Source organism: Sphingomonas sp. BLCC-B65, assembly GCF_028550675.1.
Taxonomy (GTDB): domain Bacteria; phylum Actinomycetota; class Actinomycetes; order Actinomycetales; family Microbacteriaceae; genus Microbacterium.
In genome coordinates this window covers 380,273-396,464 of the sequence record NZ_JAQQGL010000001.1, presented here as the reverse complement: position 1 = coordinate 396,464, position 16,192 = coordinate 380,273, and the positions used below count along the sequence as shown (strand labels likewise).

Genomic DNA, 16,192 nt, shown 5'->3' with positions numbered 1-16,192 from the left:
ATGAAACTCAGTCTCACAGAAACGCTTGGATCGATTCTACGACGCGAGGTCGGACGCAGCCTCGGCTGTCTGCACGGATTCGACAAAGGCGCCGGCGATCACCGCCGCCGTGGCCTCGATCTGCCAGGGCCGGGCGCCGTGGGCCGCGAGCGCGTCACCGATGGATGCCGGGTCGATCTCGGCCGGGGGAGCCCATGCGACACGACGCAACGTGTCGGGGGTCAGGAGATTCTCGGTCGGCATCCGCAGCTCGACAGCGAGCTGTTCGACGAGCGGGCGCGCCGCCTTCAGTCGGAGGTCGGCTGCCGGGTTGCGCTCCGCCCACGCGCGCGGGGGCGGCATCCCGTCGCCGGACGCGCGCTCGGCGGGCAGTGCGGGATCGGCACGGCCCGCCTCGATCGCGGCCCACCAACGATCGAGCTGACTGCGGCTCGCACGGCCGGTGAAGTCCTTGACGCGAGCGAGGTCCTGCTTGGTCTTGGGATCGGCGATGACGACCGCCACCAGCGCCCGATCGGGGACGAGCCGACCGGGCGAGGTGTCCTGCTCGCGTGCGTACTCCTCGCGCGCGATCCACAGGGCCCGGGCGACGGCGAGGGCGCGACGACCGCGCACGGTGTGCAGACCGCTGAGGCGCCGCCAGGGCTCCTCGCGAGCGGGCTTGACGGGCCGCGTGCGCACCGTCTCGAACTCCTGAGCCGCGATATCGGTCTTTCCCTGCTCCTCGAGCTCGTCGCGCAGCACGTCGAAGACGTCGACCAGATGCAGCACGTCCAGCGCGGCGTACTCGAGCCAGGGCTGCGGAAGCGGACGGGTCGACCAGTCCGCCGCCGAATGCGCCTTCGCGAGGGTGATCCCCAGGGTGTCCTCGACGACGGCGCCCAGGCCGACCCGCTCATGCCCGAGCAGACGTGCAGCGAGTTCGGTGTCGAAGATCTGCGGCGGCTCGAGGTGCTCTTCGCGCAGCGACGGGAGGTCTTGGCTCGCGGCGTGGAGGATCCAGGTGATGCCACCGATCGCATCCTGCAACGGCGACAGATCGCCCACCGCCGGCGGGTCGATGAGGAAGACGCCGGCATCGCGCCGGTACACCTGGATGAGGTACGCCCGCTGGGAGTATCGGAAGCCGGATGCACGCTCCACGTCGACGGCGACGGGGCCGGTGCCCGCGGCGAGCGCGGTGGCGGCGGCGGCGAGCCCGGCGGCATCCGTGATGACGTCGTACTCAGCCACGCGTTCCCCTTCCTGATGCACCCCGCTGCGAACCGAACACGGCGATGCCCTCTGATCCCGGCGGCAGACCCGCCAGCATGCACACGAGCTCCGCCCACGCCTCCACGTGGGCGCTCAGGTCGCCCGCGGGCGTCCAGGACGACCGCAACTCGATCTGCGCCCCGTCACCCTCCTCGGCGAGCGAGCCGAACCCCTTCGACAGGGTCTTGGTCGCCGTTCCGGACTCTGCATGGAAGGCCGCCCCGCGCGTCTGAAGCGCATCGACGAGCCATGACCAGGCGACGTCCGCGAGCAACGGGTCGACGCCGATCTCGGGTTCGAGCGGAGCTTGCGCAAAACACACGATACGCCACGGACCACCCCAGGAGTCCGGTTCGGCCGGGTCGTGCATGAGCACGAAACGCCCGGTTCCATACGGCGAGTCCAGCCCGTCCGCATCCGGACGGACGTCTCCCGCGAAGGCGATCGCCTCCGGGGCGAGGCTCGTCGGGGCGGCGATCTCACGCACGGAGAAGTCGGACCGGAAGGTCAGGGACCGCAGCTGTTCTGCGGCGCGCGCGAAGGCCGGTGTCTCAGCGGCGGGACGGGTGTCATCCACGGTCACAGACTAGGATGGGCCCACGATGAAGGCACCCAGGCGCGCCGCCCTCGGCGCCTCACGAATCGGCGCTCCGGCCACCCTGCGGATGCTTGCCCTCTCCCTTGCGGCGGCGTTGTTGGCAACGGCCGCGATGGCATTCGCCGTCGCCCTTCGCATGGCCCGACGCGTGGTCACGCCGTCACGGCGCGTGCCCGACACGCGCATCGTCGACATCGACGTGCCCGCCCAGACCATCACGCTGGCGCGCACGCCCGACACGGTACTGCCGGGGCGCTACGGCCTGTTCACGACCGGCTCGGCCGACTATCTCAAAGTGGGCTCTGTGCTGGCGAGCGACGGCGAGACCGTCAAGCGGAAGCTCCTCACGCAGGTCGGCGGCGAATCGAGCCTCGCCGCCGATGCGGCGTTCAGCGGCTGGTATTACGAGCGGCCGGAAGAGCTCCATCTGTCTTTCACGCACGAGCACGTGCCTGCCGCGATCGGCGCCTGTCCGGCCTGGCTGTTCCCGGCCGAGCCGCGGAGCGACGCGGACCACGAGACCTGGGTCATCCAGATTCACGGTCGTGGCACGACGCGAGCCGAATGCCTGCGCGCAGTGCCGGTGTTCCACGCCCTGGGCATCACGTCGCTCGTCGTGTCGTACCGCAACGACGGTGAGGCTCCGCGCAGCCGTGCCGGAGCCTACGCGCTCGGCGCCACCGAGTGGCGCGACGTCGATGCCGCCGTCAGCTGGGCCCTGCGCCATGGTGCCCGCCGCATCGTGCTGATGGGCTGGTCGATGGGGGGTGCGATCGCCCTGCAGACGTCGCTCGGCTCCGCGCATCGCGAGCAGATCGAAGGGGTCATCCTCGATTCACCCGTCGTCGACTGGCGCACCGTCCTCACCTACCAGGCCCGGGCGCTGCACGTGCCCACGCCGGTGACCGATCTGGCGATGGGGGCCCTCCGCACCGGATGGGCGGCTCCCGCCATCGGCGCCGACGGACCCATTCCGCTCGACCGGCTCGACATCGTGGCGCGCGCCGCCGAACTGCGCCATCCCGTCCTGATCCTGCACAGCGACGATGACGGATTCGTTCCGTCGAGCGCATCGCATCGTCTGGCCGATGCGCGACCCGATCTCGTCGAGTTGCAGGTGTTCCGCACCGCCAGACACACCAAGCTCTGGAACTACGACCAGCAGCGCTGGACCGACGCGATCGGCGATTGGCTGCGCGCACACGACCTGGTGAGCGCACCGGCGGTCGATGAGGGAGAACGATGACATCCACCGACTCCGGCACGATTCGCCTCGTCGATCGTCAGCCGGCGGTGTCCGGCGCAGAAATGGTCGCCGCACTCGTGCCGCCGCCGCAGTTCGACGGTGCGACCTTCGACACGTATCGCGCCGATCCGTCTTTTCCTTCGCAGCAGGAGGCCAAGGAACGGCTCATCGCGTTCAGCCTCGGCGGGGGCCCGGCTGAGCGCGGCGGACTGTTCCGCCGCGCGAAGAAGGTGCCGGAGATGAAGCCGGGAGTGTATCTCGACGGCGGGTTCGGCGTCGGCAAGACCCATCTGCTCGCGGCCATCTATCACGCGATGCCGGCGCGACGGAAGTACTTCGGATCGTTCATCGAGTACACCGCGTTGGTCGGAGCACTCGGGTATCAGAAGACGGTCGAGCTCTTCCGCGGAGCGGACCTGCTGTGCATCGACGAGTTCGAGCTCGACGACCCGGGTGACACCATGGTGATGACCCGGCTGCTGGGGGAGCTGGTCCCCACCGGCACGCGGCTGGCGGCGACATCGAACACCCCGCCCAATGCGCTCGGCGAAGGGAGATTCGCCGCGCAGGACTTCCTCCGCGAGATCCACGCCATGGCATCGAGCTTCGAGACCATTCGCATCGACGGCACCGACTACCGTCAGCGCGCCCTCGATGGGCACGCCGAGGTGTGCGACGACGACGCCTACCGCGCGGCGATCGATGGCGCCGCGGCATCCGGTGTCGTCTCGGACGACGCGTTCGCCGAACTGATCCGCCATCTCGCGACCGTGCACCCTTCGCGCTACGTGCGCCTGATCGAGAACCTGTCGATGATCGGCCTGCGTGACGTGATCACTCTTCAGGACCAGTCCGCCGCGCTGCGCTTCGTCGCCTTCGTGGACCGGGCATACGACGCGCAGATCCCGGTGCGCGCGACCGGTCGCCCCCTCGACGAGGTCTTCGGCGAAGAGATGCTCGCGGGCGGCTATCGCAAGAAATACCTGCGCGCGATCTCGCGCCTCAACGCGCTCACGCATTCCTGATCGCCCTCAGCGGCGATGCCCGCCACCCCGAAACGTGATGTTTACCTGGACGCGGCGCGCGTAACCAACGCGAAACACGACGCGGATACCGGCGGTAACCGCGTACCGCAACACTGAGTGCGCTGGGACGTCCCGACCCCGAAACCGCGGCGACCCGGTCCGAGTTACACAACACATCAGTGAGGACCTTCATGGACAGCGGAAATCTCGCTTGGTATATCGCCGCTACGGCTCTCGTGCTCTTTATGACGCCGGGCGTGGCTTTCTTCTACGGCGGCCTCGTCAAGGCGAAGAGCGTCATCAGCATGATGATGATGAGCTTCGGCGCGATGGGTCTCGTCGCGGTGCTCTGGATCCTCTACGGATACAACATGCAGACCGCCGACTGGTGGGGCGGCATCCTGGGCAACCCCTTCTCCGACTTCGGCCTCGGCGCGATGGCAACCGGTGAGAACGCGACCGTGAACCTCACGGCCGTCGCCTACGGCGCCACCTTCGCGATCATCACCGTGGCCCTCATCTCCGGCGCCATCGCCGACCGCGCCCGCTTCGGCTCGTGGATGATCTTCGCGTTCTTCTTCGCGACGATCGACTACTTCGCCGTCGCCGGCTGGGTGTGGAACACCAACGGCTGGATCTTCAACCTCGGAACCACCCTGGGCTTCTCGACCGAGGTGATCGACTACGCCGGCGGAACCGCTGTCCACATCAACGCCGGTGCAGCCGCCCTCGCTCTCGCCCTGGTGCTCGGCAAGCGCGTCGGCTTCCAGAAGGGCATCCACAAGCCGCACAACGTGCCGCTCGTGATGCTGGGAGCAGCGATCCTGTGGTTCGGCTGGTTCGGCTTCAACGCCGGCGCCGCGGCCTTCTACGCCGCCCCCGAGGGCACGAGCGGTGACATCCTCTCCGGCATCGCCGGCGTCGGCTCGCCCGCCGGCCTCATCGTGCTGAACACGCTGGGCGCCACCGCGGCGGCCATCCTCGGTTGGGCGATCGTCGAGAAGCTCAAGGACGGCAAGCCGACCGCCGTCGGCGCCGCCTCGGGTGCCGTCGCCGGCCTCGTCGCCATCACGCCCTCCTGCGCCAACCTGGCGCCGGGCTGGTCGCTGCTGCTCGGCATCATCGCCGGTGCGGTCTGCGCCCTCGCGGTCGAGCTCAAGTGGCGTCTCGGCTTCGACGACTCGCTCGACGTCGTGGGTGTCCACCTCGTCGGCGGTCTGATCGGAACGCTCTACCTCGGCTTCTTCGCCACGGGCACGGGCCTGTTCCTCGGCGGCAACGCCGAGCAGCTGATCCTCCAGGCGATCGCCGCCGTCACGGTGCTGGTGTTCTCCTTCGTGGTCGCCTACGTGCTGGGCTTCATCATCGAGAAGACGATCGGCTTCCGCGTGAAGAACGAGGACGAGATCGCCGGCATCGACACCGTCGTGCACGGTGAAGAGGGCTACGCGCTCGTCGACTGACTCGCACCCATCGAAGGGGCGTCGGATCTCACGGTCCGGCGCCCCTTCGCCGTGCGCAGACGCGCGACAGCGGTTGGTAGCGTGAAGCCATGGCATCTCGCGACGGCCGCGGCCCCCTGACGTCCCTCGTTCGGGGGATCCTCGGCCTCCTCGGTGGCCGCTCACGCCCCTCGGCGCCGGCGAAGAGTCCCCGGTCGCGCCCCACCACCACACCCACGCTCAGTCCCGGTCAGGGCGGGCAGACGGCGACCCGCGAGGTCCGCCCACCGGCGCGGGGCAGGCTGACGATCACATACGCCCCGCAGCGCGACGGCGCTCCCGATGCCGGCGAGATCGTGTGGACCTGGGTGCCATACGAGGAGAACGACGGGCGCGGCAAGGACCGCCCCGTACTGGTGATCGGCCACGACGGGGCCGACCGTGTGTTCGCGGTTCGTTTGACCAGCAAGGCGCACGACGGCGACCGCGACTATCTCTCCATCGGCACCGGGCCGTGGGACTCGCAGGGGCGCACCTCGTGGGTCGACATCGAGCAGCTGTACAGCGTGCACGTGCGAGGAATGCGGCGCGAGGCCGCAGCACTGGATCGCCGACGGTTCGCCGCCGTCGCTGCGGCTCTGCAAGGGCGCTACGGCTGGCTGAACGAGGTCTGAGGCGGCGGGGGCTTCGGAGCCTACTCCGAAGCACGCTGGAGCGCAGGGGCGAAGATGATGATCGCGGCGCCGAGCAGGGCCACAGCCGAGCCCACATAGTCCCACAGCGTGGGTTTGAAGCCGTCGATCACGATTCCCCATGCGAGCGAGCCCGCGACGAAGACTCCGCCGTACGCGGCCAGCACGCGCCCGAAGTGCGCGTCGGGCTGGAAGGCCGCGACGAACCCGTAGCAGCCGAGGGCGATCACGCCGAGGACGGCGAAGAGCCAGCCCCGATTCTCGCGCACCGATTGCCAGATGAGCCAGGCGCCGCCGATCTCGGCGATCGCCGCGAGGACGAACAGAACGATGATCCGGGCGGTGTTCATCAGGCCAGTGTGTCAGGACGGCGTGTCGGTCGTGTTTCCCACTCCCGTGCGCGATCGCCTCGGCATCCGCGCGAAGAAGGGCTACGGCCACGCACCGAGCGCCAGCACGGCGAGCACCGTCTGCACCAGCCCGGTGAGGAAGTACACGCCGTGCAGCGGCGACCACACCAGCAGCAGGGCGATCTCGACGAAGATCCAGATCATCATCACGAGACCGGATGCCGCGTGCAGCCCCCACGCGAGCACGTACCGTCCTCGCTGCGCGATGAGCGCCACCAGCTGAGTGCCGCCGACGACGACGCCCAGGATGAGTCCCGGCCACGCCCAGGAGGGAAAAGGCGTGCGCGCGAGCCATTCGTTTGGCATTCCGACACTGTCGCCGCCCGCGACCACGAGGAGCACACAACCGGCGAGAGCCGAGACCAGGTTGAAGAGGGCGACGACCACCAGCGTCACGCGGATGCCGGGGGAGACGCTCATGACCGCGACGCTACGCGGCGTGCGGTGCCGGGCGTCCGGCGGTACGCCGTGAAGAGAAAACCCCCGGCTGAGCCGGGGGTTTGATGGTGGGCGATACCAGACTCGAACTGATGACCTCTTCCGTGTGAAGGAAGCGCGCTACCAACTGCGCCAATCGCCCAAGACCCGTGCGGGCCGAGACTCGATGTTACCGGATGCCGGGCTCCGGCACGAATCGTCCGGCATCCGACACACCGGGACACGCGCGGGGCGCGCTCAGTTTTGCGATGGCGAAATAGTCGGCTAAAGTCGATCAAGTTCCCGGGGCAACCAGGGAGCACGCGGATGTAGCGCAGTTGGTAGCGCATCACCTTGCCAAGGTGAGGGTCGCGAGTTCGAGTCTCGTCATCCGCTCAAGTGCAGGGATCGTTTTTCGAAGCGATCACGGCACGTGGGGTCAAACCACACGGTTAATCCACACGGTGGCGTGGCCGAGCGGCTAGGCACCGGCCTGCAAAGCCGTTTACACGGGTTCGAATCCCGTCGCCACCTCGCCTCATAACTGAATAAGCCTGTATAGGCGCGATTGGCGCAGCGGTAGCGCGCTTCCCTGACACGGAAGAGGTCACTGGTTCGATCCCAGTATCGCGCACAAGAACAACCCCGGTCAGCCGGGGTTTTTTTGTGCCCGAATGCGGGCCGTGCAACATGCGGGTTCGACGCTGGAAACGCAGAGAGGCGGGACGCGGCACTGCGACCCGCCTCTCCATAGCTCGCATCAGCTATCGAAAGTGGAACTCGATGACCCCCAGGCCATCACGATCACCATAGAGCTTGCCGAGGCCGGGAGGCAACGAAAAAGGCGGGACGTTTGCATCTGACGTCCCGCCTTGCGCAGGTCGTCTCGGGAGACGGCTCTGCGATGTGATGGTCCCCAGACCGTTCACCTTCTCACCGTAGCCACCTGCCATCGCCCGGCGCCGCAGGTCGCTCGGCGTGCCGTTCCCCGTCTCGGTGCGCTTTCTTGGCGCCGTCTTGGAGCGATGCCGACATCATCGGAGAGTGCCTGACCTGCGCGACCTGCCCGATCAGCTTCCCCCGCCGGCTGCACAGTCGCGCGTACCCGAGCCGACCCTGATCTTCTGGGTCACGAAGGCCACGTCGACCGCTCTGGGTGAAGCCGTCTCCGACTACTCCATTCGCATCATGGCTCCCGAGCTCGCGGTTCTTCTCGGCTTCGCCTTCTTCGTCGGCGCCGTCGGCTTCCAGCTCACGCGCCGGCGATACGGCCCAACCGCGTACTGGATGGCCGTCGCCGCCGTCGGTGTGTTCGGCACGATGGCCGCGGATGTGATGCATGTCGCCCTGGGCGTGCCGTACATCCTCACCGCGGCAATCGGCGCCGCCGGCCTGGCGGTCGTCTTCGCGGCGTGGCGCCGCTCGGAGGGGACCCTGTCCGTGCACGCGATCACGACGACACGCCGTGAGCTCTTCTACTGGGCGGCCGTCGTCGGAACCTTTGCGCTCGGCACCGCCGTCGGAGACCTGACGGCGGTGGGCCTCGGCATCGGGTACGTCGGCTCCATCGCCCTGTTCACGCTGGCGATCGCAGCGATCGCCGCGGGTTTCCGGTGGGCCCGCTGGCCCTCGGTGCCGGCGTTCTGGGCCGCGTACGTCCTCACACGACCGTGGGGCGCCTCCGTCGCCGACGCCCTCGCGAAGCCGGCCGCCGACGGCGGCGCGGGCATCGGATCCGGCTGGGTGGCGCTTGCTCTGGCCCTTCTGATGGTCGTTCTCGTGGCGATGATGGGGCGGCGTGCGGCGAGCCTCGCACCCGCCGCAGCCTGAGCGTTAGGCTCGCCGCATGGCCCACCTCGTGCTCACCGTCGTCGGCGACGATCGTGCCGGACTCGTCAGCGCTCTCGCCCGCACCATCGCCGATCACGGCGGCAACTGGGAGCAGAGCGAACTCGCCGAGCTGGCTGGCGCCTTCGCGGGCATCGTGCTCGTCGCGGTGCCCGACGACCAGCAGCGGGCCCTCACGAGCGCCCTCAGCGGCCTCGACGGATTGCTGCGTGTGACGACGCACGACGCGCCGGCCGCGGCATCCGCCGACGCGCCTCACACCGTCTCGTTCACGGTCCTGGGCAACGACCGCCCGGGCATCGTCCGCGACGTCACCGCCGCCATCGCCGCGCACGCGCTCAGCATCGACACGTTCCGCAGCCGCACCCTCGACGCGCCGATGTCCGGGGGCACACTGTTCGAGGCGACCGTCACCGTCAGCCTGCCGGCCGCAGCGGATGCCGAGACGCTCACCTCGGCACTCGAAGCCCTCGCGGGGGAGATCCAGGTCGATCTCACCGTCGCCTGAGCCGAGAGGGTATCTCCGTGAGCGGTCGTCAGTGCAACGCGAGTGGGATGACGGCGAGCGCGACGGTGACCGGCGCGACGACGAGGCCCCACAGGATGTAGCGCTTCCACGGGACGTCCACGCCGACGGCATGCAGACGCTCGTGCCACAGGAGTGTGGCCAGCGAGGCCCACGGGGTGATCAAAGGTCCCGCGTTGACGCCGATGAGCAGAGCGGCGAGGCGCACGGGGGAGCCGGCCGCCGACTCCAGGGCGAGATAGGCCGGCAGGTTGTTGACGACGTTCGCCCCCAGCATGCCGACGCCCGCGACTTGCCAGAGCGAGAGGAGATCTTCGCCCGAACCGGTCGCGGCGGCCAGGAGCGCGCCCGAGCCGAGCGCCTCGGCCGCACCGACCGCGAGGAAAAGGCCGGACGCGAAGACGACGAGCTGCCACGGCACGAGCTCCCAGCGCAGGGCGGTCGGCGAGCGCCACGCGAAGACGATCCTGAGCACGACGGCGGCGCCCAATGCCGGCATCCACGGTGCAATGCCGATGACCAGCAGCGGCATCATGACGACGAGGACGACGGCCGAGATCCGCAGGAGCACGGGGTCGGACACCCGGGGCGGACGGGCGGGTGTGAAACGACCCCGCAGATCGCGCCGGTTCGTAAGCCACAGCAGGATCACCGTGACGACGGTTGCGATGATCGCCGACGGTCCCAGCAGACCGAGGAAGCCGAGCGCGTCGAGGTCGCCGAGACGATGGGCGGCGAGCAGGTTGGTGAGGTTGGACACCGGCAGGAACAGCGACGCGGTGTTGGCCAGCCACACCGTCGCGAACGCGAAGGGCATCGGCGACAGGCCGTTGGCGCGCGCGACGGCGACGACCACCGGTGTCAGCAGGACGGCGGTGGTGTCCAGCGACAGGAAGGCGGTCACGACGGCGGCGAACGCGACCACCATGAGCCACAGCACGATCACCCGGCCGCGCGAGAGGCGCGCCAGGCGCGCTGCGGCGGCGTCGAACACACCGGCGCGCGCCGCGAGCTCCGCGACGATCGTCACGGCGACGACGAACAGAAGGATCGGCCACACGCGGTCGCCGATCTCCAGCGCCGCGTCCACCGGCAGAACTCCGAACACGACGGCTGCGCCGCCCAGGAGCAGCAGCACCGCTCCGATCACGGCAAGCATCACGGCATCCATCATGGACCCTCATCGACCAGTCCCGGGCGGCGATAGACTGCACACATGGAACTGAGCCGGATCACCGCCTTCGCGACCGGCGCGCGCACGCCCGGCGTACGAACGATCTGGGCCTGAGCGGGCGGGGCGCACGGCGCCCGAAGCTGAGCATCCCATCCGATCCCTCTTCTGGAGACCTTCCCTTGACCGATGTCTCACCCGCGGCGGACGTGACCTATCCCGCCGACGGCTTCGCCCTGTTCCCCGACCGTTCCGTCGTCGCTCTGCGCGTCAACGGCGACCTGAAGGACCTCTCCACCGTCGTCACGGCCGATGACGCGGTCGAGCCCGTGCTGGTCGACAGCGCCGACGGTCTGTCGATCCTGCGCCACTCGACCGCGCACGTCATGGCCCAGGCCGTGCAGCGCATCAAGCCGCAGTCGAACCTCGGCATCGGCCCGCCGATCACCGACGGCTTCTACTTCGACTTCGGCAACGTCGACCCGTTCACGCCCGAAGACCTGAAGGCCATCAAGAAGGAGATGGAGCGCATCGTCCGCGAGAACCAGCGCTTCGTCCGCCGCGTCGTCGACGAGACCGAGGCACGCGAGCTCATGGCCGGCGAGCCGTTCAAGCTCGAGCTCATCTCGCTCGCCGGTGGTCCGGGCTCGGGGGCCAACGCCGCCGAGGGCGCGTCCGCCGAGATCGGCGCCGGCGAGCTCACGGTCTACGAGAACGTGAACCGCGAGGGCGAGGTGGTCTGGCGCGACCTCTGCCGCGGGCCCCACGTTCCCGGCACCCGCTACGTCGCGAACGGATGGGACCTCACCCGAGTGGCCGGCGCGTACTGGCGCGGCAGCGAGAAGAACCCGCAGCTGCAGCGCATCTACGGCACCGCGTGGCCCACCAAGGACGAGCTGCGCGCCTACCAGCAGCGCCTCGAGGAGGCCGCCAAGCGCGACCACCGCAAGCTGGGCAAGGAACTCGATCTCTTCTCGTTCCCCGACGAGATCGGCCCCGGCCTCAGCGTGTTCCACCCCAAGGGCGGCATCATCCGCTACGAGATCGAGCGCTACATGCGCGAGCGCCTGCTCGCCAGCGGCTACGAGGTCGTGAACACCCCGCACATCACCAAGGGCGACCTGTTCATGACCAGCGGTCACCTGCAGTGGTACGCCGACGGCATGTACCCGCCCATGGTGCTCGACGAGGTCGTGGATGCCGACGGTCACGTCAGCCGCGAGGGCCAGGAGTACTACCTGAAGCCCATGAACTGCCCGTTCCACAACCTCATCTTCCGTTCGCGCGGACGCTCCTACCGTGAGCTGCCGCTGCGCCTGAGCGAGTTCGGATCCGTCTACCGCTACGAGAAGAGCGGCACCCTCTCCGGCCTCACGCGCGTGCGCGGGATGACCCAGGACGACACCCACATCTACGTCACGGCCGACCAGGTCAAGGGCGAGCTCACCCACAGCCTCGACTTCGTGCTGCAGACGCTGCGCGACTACGGCCTCAACGACTTCTACCTCGAGCTCTCGACGAAGGAAGACGGCAACCCGAAGTTCATCGGGGCCGACGAGCTCTGGACCGAGGCGACCGAGACGCTGCGCGAGGTGGCCGAGGCCTCCGGTCTCGAACTCGTGCCCGACCCGGGCGGCGCGGCCTTCTACGGACCGAAGATCTCGGTGCAGGCGCGCGACGCGATCGGGCGCACCTGGCAGATGTCGACCATCCAGCTCGACTTCAACCAGCCCGAGCGCTTCGAGCTCGAGTACACCGGCCCCGACGGCGAGAAGCACCGCCCGGTGATGATCCACCGCGCACTGTTCGGCTCGGTCGAGCGGTTCTTCGCGATCCTGCTGGAGCACTACGCCGGGGCCTTCCCCGTGTGGCTCGCACCCGTGCAGGTCGTCGGCATACCCGTCGCGGACGACTTCGCGCCCTACCTCGACGAGATCGTCGCGCGGCTGCGCGCCGCCGGCGTGCGGGCCGAGGTGGACCACTCCGACGATCGGATGCCGAAGAAGATCCGCACCCACACCACGCAGAAGGTGCCGCTGCAGCTCATCGCGGGGGAGCAGGACCGCTCCGGTGGCACCGTCTCGTTCCGTTTCCGCGACGGGTCGCAGACCAACGGCATTCCGGTGGATGAGGCGATCGACAAGATCGTCGCCGCGATCTCGGGCAAGCTGCTCGTCAACACTGCGGAGGACCTGGCGTGAGCGCGGAGGACGCCGACGGTGATGCCCGCCTCGAGCAGGCGAGCGCTTTCGCCGGCGTCCCCGACGGCTTCCAGCGGCTCTGGACGCCGCATCGCATGGCCTACATCAACACCGGCGCCGAGGCGCTGCGCGGATCGGGGTGCCCGTTCTGCGCCGCCCCGCAGAAGTCGGATGCCGACGGCCTCATCGTCCACCGCGGCGTCACCTCGTACGTCCTGCTCAACCTGTTCCCGTACAACTCGGGACACATGCTCGTATGCCCCTACCGCCACATCGCGACGTACGACCAGGCGACCCCCGAAGAGGTTGCCGAGATCGGTGAGCTGACCCAGGTCGGCATGCGGGTGCTGCGCGCCGTGTCGCGCTGCGACGGCTTCAACATCGGGATGAACCAGGGGGCGGTCGCGGGCGCGGGCGTCGACGAGCACCTGCATCAGCACATCGTTCCGCGGTGGAGCTCCGACGCGAACTTCTTCCCGATCATCGCCCGCACCAAGGCCCTGCCCCAGCTTCTCGGCGAGGTGCGCGAGGCCGTCGCGGCGGCCTGGCCGGCGTGAGCGCGGGCGGTCCCGACGACGGCGCGGAGCCGTTCGCGGTCGACGCCGGCAGATTGAGCGCGCTCCCGGCATCCACTGCCGAGCTGTGCGGCGACATCACCGCCTTCGACTCCCGCCGAGCCGAGGCAGAGACGAGCGAGCGTCAGGACCCGCTGTACTGGGTGGATCTTGAGGTGGCCCGAGGGTGGGTGCTCATCGGCGACAATGGGCAGGGCGATGAGTGGTGGCTCGGGCCGCACAGCGACGTGTGGTTCTTCGATCACACCGACGGCGAGCGTGCCGTGTCGCGCTTCACGCCGATGCATCTCTCGATCACGGAGTGGCTGATGGTGGGGCACGTGCTGCACGCGCTCGAGCGGAGCGACGAGCCGGCCGCTCGTGACCACGACCGCATCCGTGCCGCGCTCGACGCGATCTCGCCCGAGCTCAGTGTGCGCTGGCCGTACGAGCTGTTCTGACCGCGCGCGGCGTTTCGACTCGCTGCGAACCTCAGCGCACCCGCGTGACGGGGAACTGCAGCCGCGGGTGGGCGTAGAACTCCTGCGCCTCGACAAGCTGCAGCTCGCGCTGCCCGGAATCGAACGTCGTCTGCAGCAGGTCGTAGACGCTCGAGACGGTCTTCGCCAGCGCGTCGGCGGCGTCACCGCTCGCACGATAGTGGGCCGTGAACAACGCCGCCGTGACATCGCCCGACCCGTTCGCCTTCATCGGGATGCGGGGCGTCTGCACGATCCATGCGCCATCGTCGGTGACGGCCAGCATCTCGATGGTGCCCTCGGGTGCGTCCGGGCGCTCGACCGAGGTGACGAGCACGGTGCGCGGTCCCATCGCACGCGCGGCATCCGCCGACGAGAGCGTGGAGTCGAGATCACCGGGATCCGTCTCGGTGAGAAAACCCAGTTCGAACTGGTTCGGCGTGATGATGTCGGCCGCGGGGACCACGCGATCGCGCAGCAGGATCGGGATGGCCGGCGCCACGAAGCAACCGCTCTTAGCATTGCCCATCACCGGGTCACAGGCATAGATCGCCGCGGGGTTGGCCGCTTTGACGCGGGCGACGGCGTCGAGGATCACATCGGCGATCCCTTCCCCGCCCTGGTAGCCGCTGAGGACGACGTCGATCTCACCGAAGACACCGCGCTCCTCGATACCCGTGATGACGTCGCGCACGTCGTCGGGCGCGATGAGCGGACCGCGCCACGCGCCGTAGCCGGTGTGATTGGAGAAGTTGACCGTGTAGACGGGCAGCACCTCGACACCGATGCGCTGCAGCGGAAACACCGCGGCGGAGTTGCCGACGTGACCGTACGCGACGGCGGACTGGATGGAGAGGATCTTCATCGGGTGATCATCCTGCTTTCGAGGTCGCGGCCGCCGCGGGGATCGCCGCGGCCAGGTCGGAGGCCAGACGCTCGAGCTCGGCGTCGGACAGGTCGTGGACGGTGACTCGCAGGTGGCGCGCAGCGCGATCGCTGTCGAGCACGAACTCGTCGCCGGGACGTGCGAGCCAGCCGCGACGCATGAGCTGCTCGGATGCCGCGCGCGCCGGCACCGGCAGCGGAACCCACAGGCTCAGGCCGTCGCCGGCGACCACCGGAACGCCTGCCGCGGTGAACGCCGCGGCGGCCGCCCGGTTGCGCGCGGCGTAGTGCGCGGCCGCCGCAGCCACCGCCGCGACGGCGTCCGGATCGGTGAGCTGTTCGAGCGCGACGCGCTGGAGCAGGTGGCTCACCCACGTCGCCCCGGGGTTGAGGCGCTCCGCCAGCCGCTCGGCCGTGTCGGGATCGGAGGCGACCACAGCGAGACACATGTCGGGCCCCAGGAACTTCGACACCGACCGGATGAGCGCCCAGCGCCGATGCGATGCGGGGATCACGGAGTGGAAGGGCTGCGCCGACAAGAGCGAGAAGTGATCGTCTTCGACGACGAGGACGTACGGATGATCGGCCAGAAGTGCTCGCAGGGCCGCGGCCCGTTCGGCGCTCAGACTCGCCCCCGTGGGATTCTGGGCGCGAGGGGTGAGCAGCACGGCGCGCACTCCGGCATCCAGCGCCGCCTGGAGCCCGGCGACGGTCATGCCCTCATCGTCGACGGGCACGGCGATGGGCCGGTACCCGCCGAGGCGGACCGTGTTCAGGCTCGCGAGGAAGCACGGATCTTCGAGGGCCACGGCGTCGTCGCGCGTGAGCGTCAGCGCGAGCAGGCGCTCGATCGCGTCGGACGCACCTCCGGTGATCGTCAGACGCAGCGCACGGTCGTCTCCGACGGCGGTGCGCATCCACTCCTCGGCCCAGGCGGCCAGGTCGCGGTCGATGACGGGCTCCCCGTACAGCACCGGGCGACCCGCGATGCGGCTGAGCGCCGGCCGCAGATCGGGGATGAGTGCCGGGTCGGGGTTTCCTGCCGCGAGGTCGCGCAGCACCGTGCCGTGAGCGAAACCCTCCTGGGCCAGGGGAGCGCGTTCGACGACACGCGTACCGGCGCGACCGCGCGCTTCCACGAGCCCGGCCTGCGTCAGCAGCCGGTAGGCGGACACGACGGTGTTGCGATTCACGCCCAGATCGTCGGCAAGGTTTCGCACCGGGGGCAGTGCGGCGCCCGGCGCCAACTCGCCACGCTCGATTCTCTGTCGCACGCTGTCCGCGATGTGGGTCGCGGTGGACCCGACGATGCGCGGCACCGCGGAGGCATCAGGGGCGGCGTTCACGTCGATCAGTCTATGTGACAGAACATGCTACGTTTTGGCCTAGGCCAATGTCCGCACCGCCCTCCGCGGCGATGACCGACATCCACACCCGAAGGAGA

16 protein-coding genes and 4 tRNA genes are annotated in these 16,192 nt (G+C 69.1%); 12 read left to right on the top strand and 8 right to left on the bottom strand.

Translation table 11 applies throughout. The features are described 5' to 3' along the window. Positions 1-36: 36 nt before the first annotated feature. Complete coding sequence (locus PP359_RS01980; RefSeq protein WP_112931520.1) at positions 37-1,233, bottom strand: ribonuclease D; 1,197 nt, start codon at positions 1,231-1,233, stop codon at positions 37-39. Further along, positions 1,226-1,831 (bottom strand): DUF3000 domain-containing protein, encoded by a 606-nt coding sequence (locus tag PP359_RS01975; protein WP_036315730.1) that lies wholly within the window; start codon positions 1,829-1,831, stop codon positions 1,226-1,228. Before PP359_RS01975 ends, PP359_RS01980 begins: the two co-directional genes overlap by 8 nt. A gap of 25 nt (positions 1,832-1,856) precedes the next feature. On the opposite strand from PP359_RS01975, the gene PP359_RS01970 reads away from it, so the two are divergent. The 4 genes from PP359_RS01970 (at position 1,857) to PP359_RS01955 (ending at position 6,239) form a co-directional block, all read left to right on the top strand. Beyond that, positions 1,857-3,098: an alpha/beta hydrolase family protein gene (locus PP359_RS01970; protein ID WP_499249797.1), complete on the top strand. Its 1,242-nt coding sequence runs from the start codon at positions 1,857-1,859 to the stop codon at positions 3,096-3,098. Continuing rightward, positions 3,095-4,123, top strand: coding sequence for a cell division protein ZapE (gene zapE / locus PP359_RS01965; protein WP_112931523.1), 1,029 nt, complete (start codon positions 3,095-3,097; stop codon positions 4,121-4,123). The genes PP359_RS01970 and zapE overlap by 4 nt, the downstream gene beginning before the upstream one ends. Before the next feature lie 191 nt (positions 4,124-4,314). Next, the gene (locus tag PP359_RS01960; RefSeq protein ID WP_036315736.1) at positions 4,315-5,586 is read left to right on the top strand and encodes an ammonium transporter; all 1,272 of its coding nucleotides are present in this window, start codon (positions 4,315-4,317) and stop codon (positions 5,584-5,586) included. 89 nt (positions 5,587-5,675) lie between these two features. Next, positions 5,676-6,239 (top strand): type II toxin-antitoxin system PemK/MazF family toxin, encoded by a 564-nt coding sequence (locus PP359_RS01955; protein WP_499249796.1) that lies wholly within the window; start codon positions 5,676-5,678, stop codon positions 6,237-6,239. Positions 6,240-6,259: 20 nt separating this feature from the next. On the opposite strand, the gene PP359_RS01950 is transcribed toward PP359_RS01955, so the two are convergent. The 3 genes from PP359_RS01950 to PP359_RS01940 form a co-directional block, all read right to left on the bottom strand. Continuing rightward, on the bottom strand, positions 6,260-6,607 hold the full coding sequence (locus PP359_RS01950; protein ID WP_499249795.1) for a YnfA family protein: 348 nt from the start codon (positions 6,605-6,607) through the stop codon (positions 6,260-6,262). 81 nt (positions 6,608-6,688) lie between these two features. Continuing rightward, positions 6,689-7,087 (bottom strand): hypothetical protein, encoded by a 399-nt coding sequence (locus PP359_RS01945; protein ID WP_499249794.1) that lies wholly within the window; start codon positions 7,085-7,087, stop codon positions 6,689-6,691. An 84-nt stretch (positions 7,088-7,171) separates the two neighbouring features. Next, positions 7,172-7,247, bottom strand: a tRNA-Val gene (locus PP359_RS01940). A gap of 160 nt (positions 7,248-7,407) precedes the next feature. Between PP359_RS01940 and PP359_RS01935 the strand changes: the two genes are divergently transcribed. From PP359_RS01935 to PP359_RS01915, 5 genes are all read left to right on the top strand, one after another. After that, positions 7,408-7,480, top strand: a tRNA-Gly gene (locus PP359_RS01935). Between the two features lie 67 nt (positions 7,481-7,547). Beyond that, positions 7,548-7,618: transfer RNA gene (locus tag PP359_RS01930), tRNA-Cys, on the top strand. Between the two features lie 28 nt (positions 7,619-7,646). Beyond that, positions 7,647-7,718 (top strand) — tRNA-Val (locus tag PP359_RS01925). 410 nt (positions 7,719-8,128) lie between these two features. Continuing rightward, the gene (locus PP359_RS01920) at positions 8,129-8,914 is read left to right on the top strand and encodes a COG4705 family protein (RefSeq protein ID WP_499249793.1); all 786 of its coding nucleotides are present in this window, start codon (positions 8,129-8,131) and stop codon (positions 8,912-8,914) included. Between the two features lie 16 nt (positions 8,915-8,930). Beyond that, positions 8,931-9,440 carry a glycine cleavage system transcriptional repressor gene (locus PP359_RS01915; protein ID WP_016465230.1) on the top strand — a complete coding sequence of 170 codons (510 nt, stop codon included), beginning with the start codon at positions 8,931-8,933 and terminating at the stop codon, positions 9,438-9,440. 28 nt (positions 9,441-9,468) lie between these two features. Here the strand turns inward: PP359_RS01915 and PP359_RS01910 are convergent, their stop codons facing one another. Beyond that, a complete protein-coding gene (locus PP359_RS01910; RefSeq protein WP_499249792.1) occupies positions 9,469-10,632 on the bottom strand; it encodes an ArsB/NhaD family transporter in 1,164 nt (387 codons plus the stop codon). Positions 10,633-10,811: 179 nt separating this feature from the next. Between PP359_RS01910 and thrS the strand changes: the two genes are divergently transcribed. The 3 genes from thrS to PP359_RS01895 are packed head-to-tail and all read left to right on the top strand — an operon-like array spanning position 10,812 to position 13,845. Continuing rightward, positions 10,812-12,830 carry a threonine--tRNA ligase gene (gene thrS / locus PP359_RS01905; RefSeq protein WP_135949211.1) on the top strand — a complete coding sequence of 673 codons (2,019 nt, stop codon included), beginning with the start codon at positions 10,812-10,814 and terminating at the stop codon, positions 12,828-12,830. Beyond that, positions 12,827-13,387, top strand: a complete 561-nt coding sequence (locus tag PP359_RS01900; RefSeq protein WP_499249791.1) for an HIT family protein — start codon at positions 12,827-12,829, stop codon at positions 13,385-13,387. Before thrS ends, PP359_RS01900 begins: the two co-directional genes overlap by 4 nt. Beyond that, positions 13,384-13,845 (top strand): hypothetical protein, encoded by a 462-nt coding sequence (locus tag PP359_RS01895; RefSeq protein WP_499249790.1) that lies wholly within the window; start codon positions 13,384-13,386, stop codon positions 13,843-13,845. Before PP359_RS01900 ends, PP359_RS01895 begins: the two co-directional genes overlap by 4 nt. 31 nt (positions 13,846-13,876) lie before the next feature. On the opposite strand, the gene pdxY is transcribed toward PP359_RS01895, so the two are convergent. After that, a complete protein-coding gene (gene pdxY / locus PP359_RS01890) occupies positions 13,877-14,728 on the bottom strand; it encodes a pyridoxal kinase PdxY (protein ID WP_039415977.1) in 852 nt (283 codons plus the stop codon). 7 nt (positions 14,729-14,735) lie between these two features. Next, positions 14,736-16,094, bottom strand: a complete 1,359-nt coding sequence (locus tag PP359_RS01885; RefSeq protein WP_499249789.1) for an aminotransferase class I/II-fold pyridoxal phosphate-dependent enzyme — start codon at positions 16,092-16,094, stop codon at positions 14,736-14,738. Positions 16,095-16,192 lie beyond the last annotated feature (98 nt).

Coding starts and splice junctions, on each gene's coding strand:
- PP359_RS01970 (WP_499249797.1), top strand. CDS start 1,857: ATGAAGGCACCCAGGCGCGCCGCCCTCGGCGCCTCACGAATCGGCGCT.
- zapE (WP_112931523.1), top strand. CDS start 3,095: ATGACATCCACCGACTCCGGCACGATTCGCCTCGTCGATCGTCAGCCG.
- PP359_RS01960 (WP_036315736.1), top strand. CDS start 4,315: ATGGACAGCGGAAATCTCGCTTGGTATATCGCCGCTACGGCTCTCGTG.
- PP359_RS01955 (WP_499249796.1), top strand. CDS start 5,676: ATGGCATCTCGCGACGGCCGCGGCCCCCTGACGTCCCTCGTTCGGGGG.
- PP359_RS01950 (WP_499249795.1), bottom strand. CDS start 6,607: ATGAACACCGCCCGGATCATCGTTCTGTTCGTCCTCGCGGCGATCGCC.
- PP359_RS01945 (WP_499249794.1), bottom strand. CDS start 7,087: ATGAGCGTCTCCCCCGGCATCCGCGTGACGCTGGTGGTCGTCGCCCTC.
- PP359_RS01915 (WP_016465230.1), top strand. CDS start 8,931: ATGGCCCACCTCGTGCTCACCGTCGTCGGCGACGATCGTGCCGGACTC.
- PP359_RS01910 (WP_499249792.1), bottom strand. CDS start 10,632: ATGATGGATGCCGTGATGCTTGCCGTGATCGGAGCGGTGCTGCTGCTC.
- pdxY (WP_039415977.1), bottom strand. CDS start 14,728: ATGAAGATCCTCTCCATCCAGTCCGCCGTCGCGTACGGTCACGTCGGC.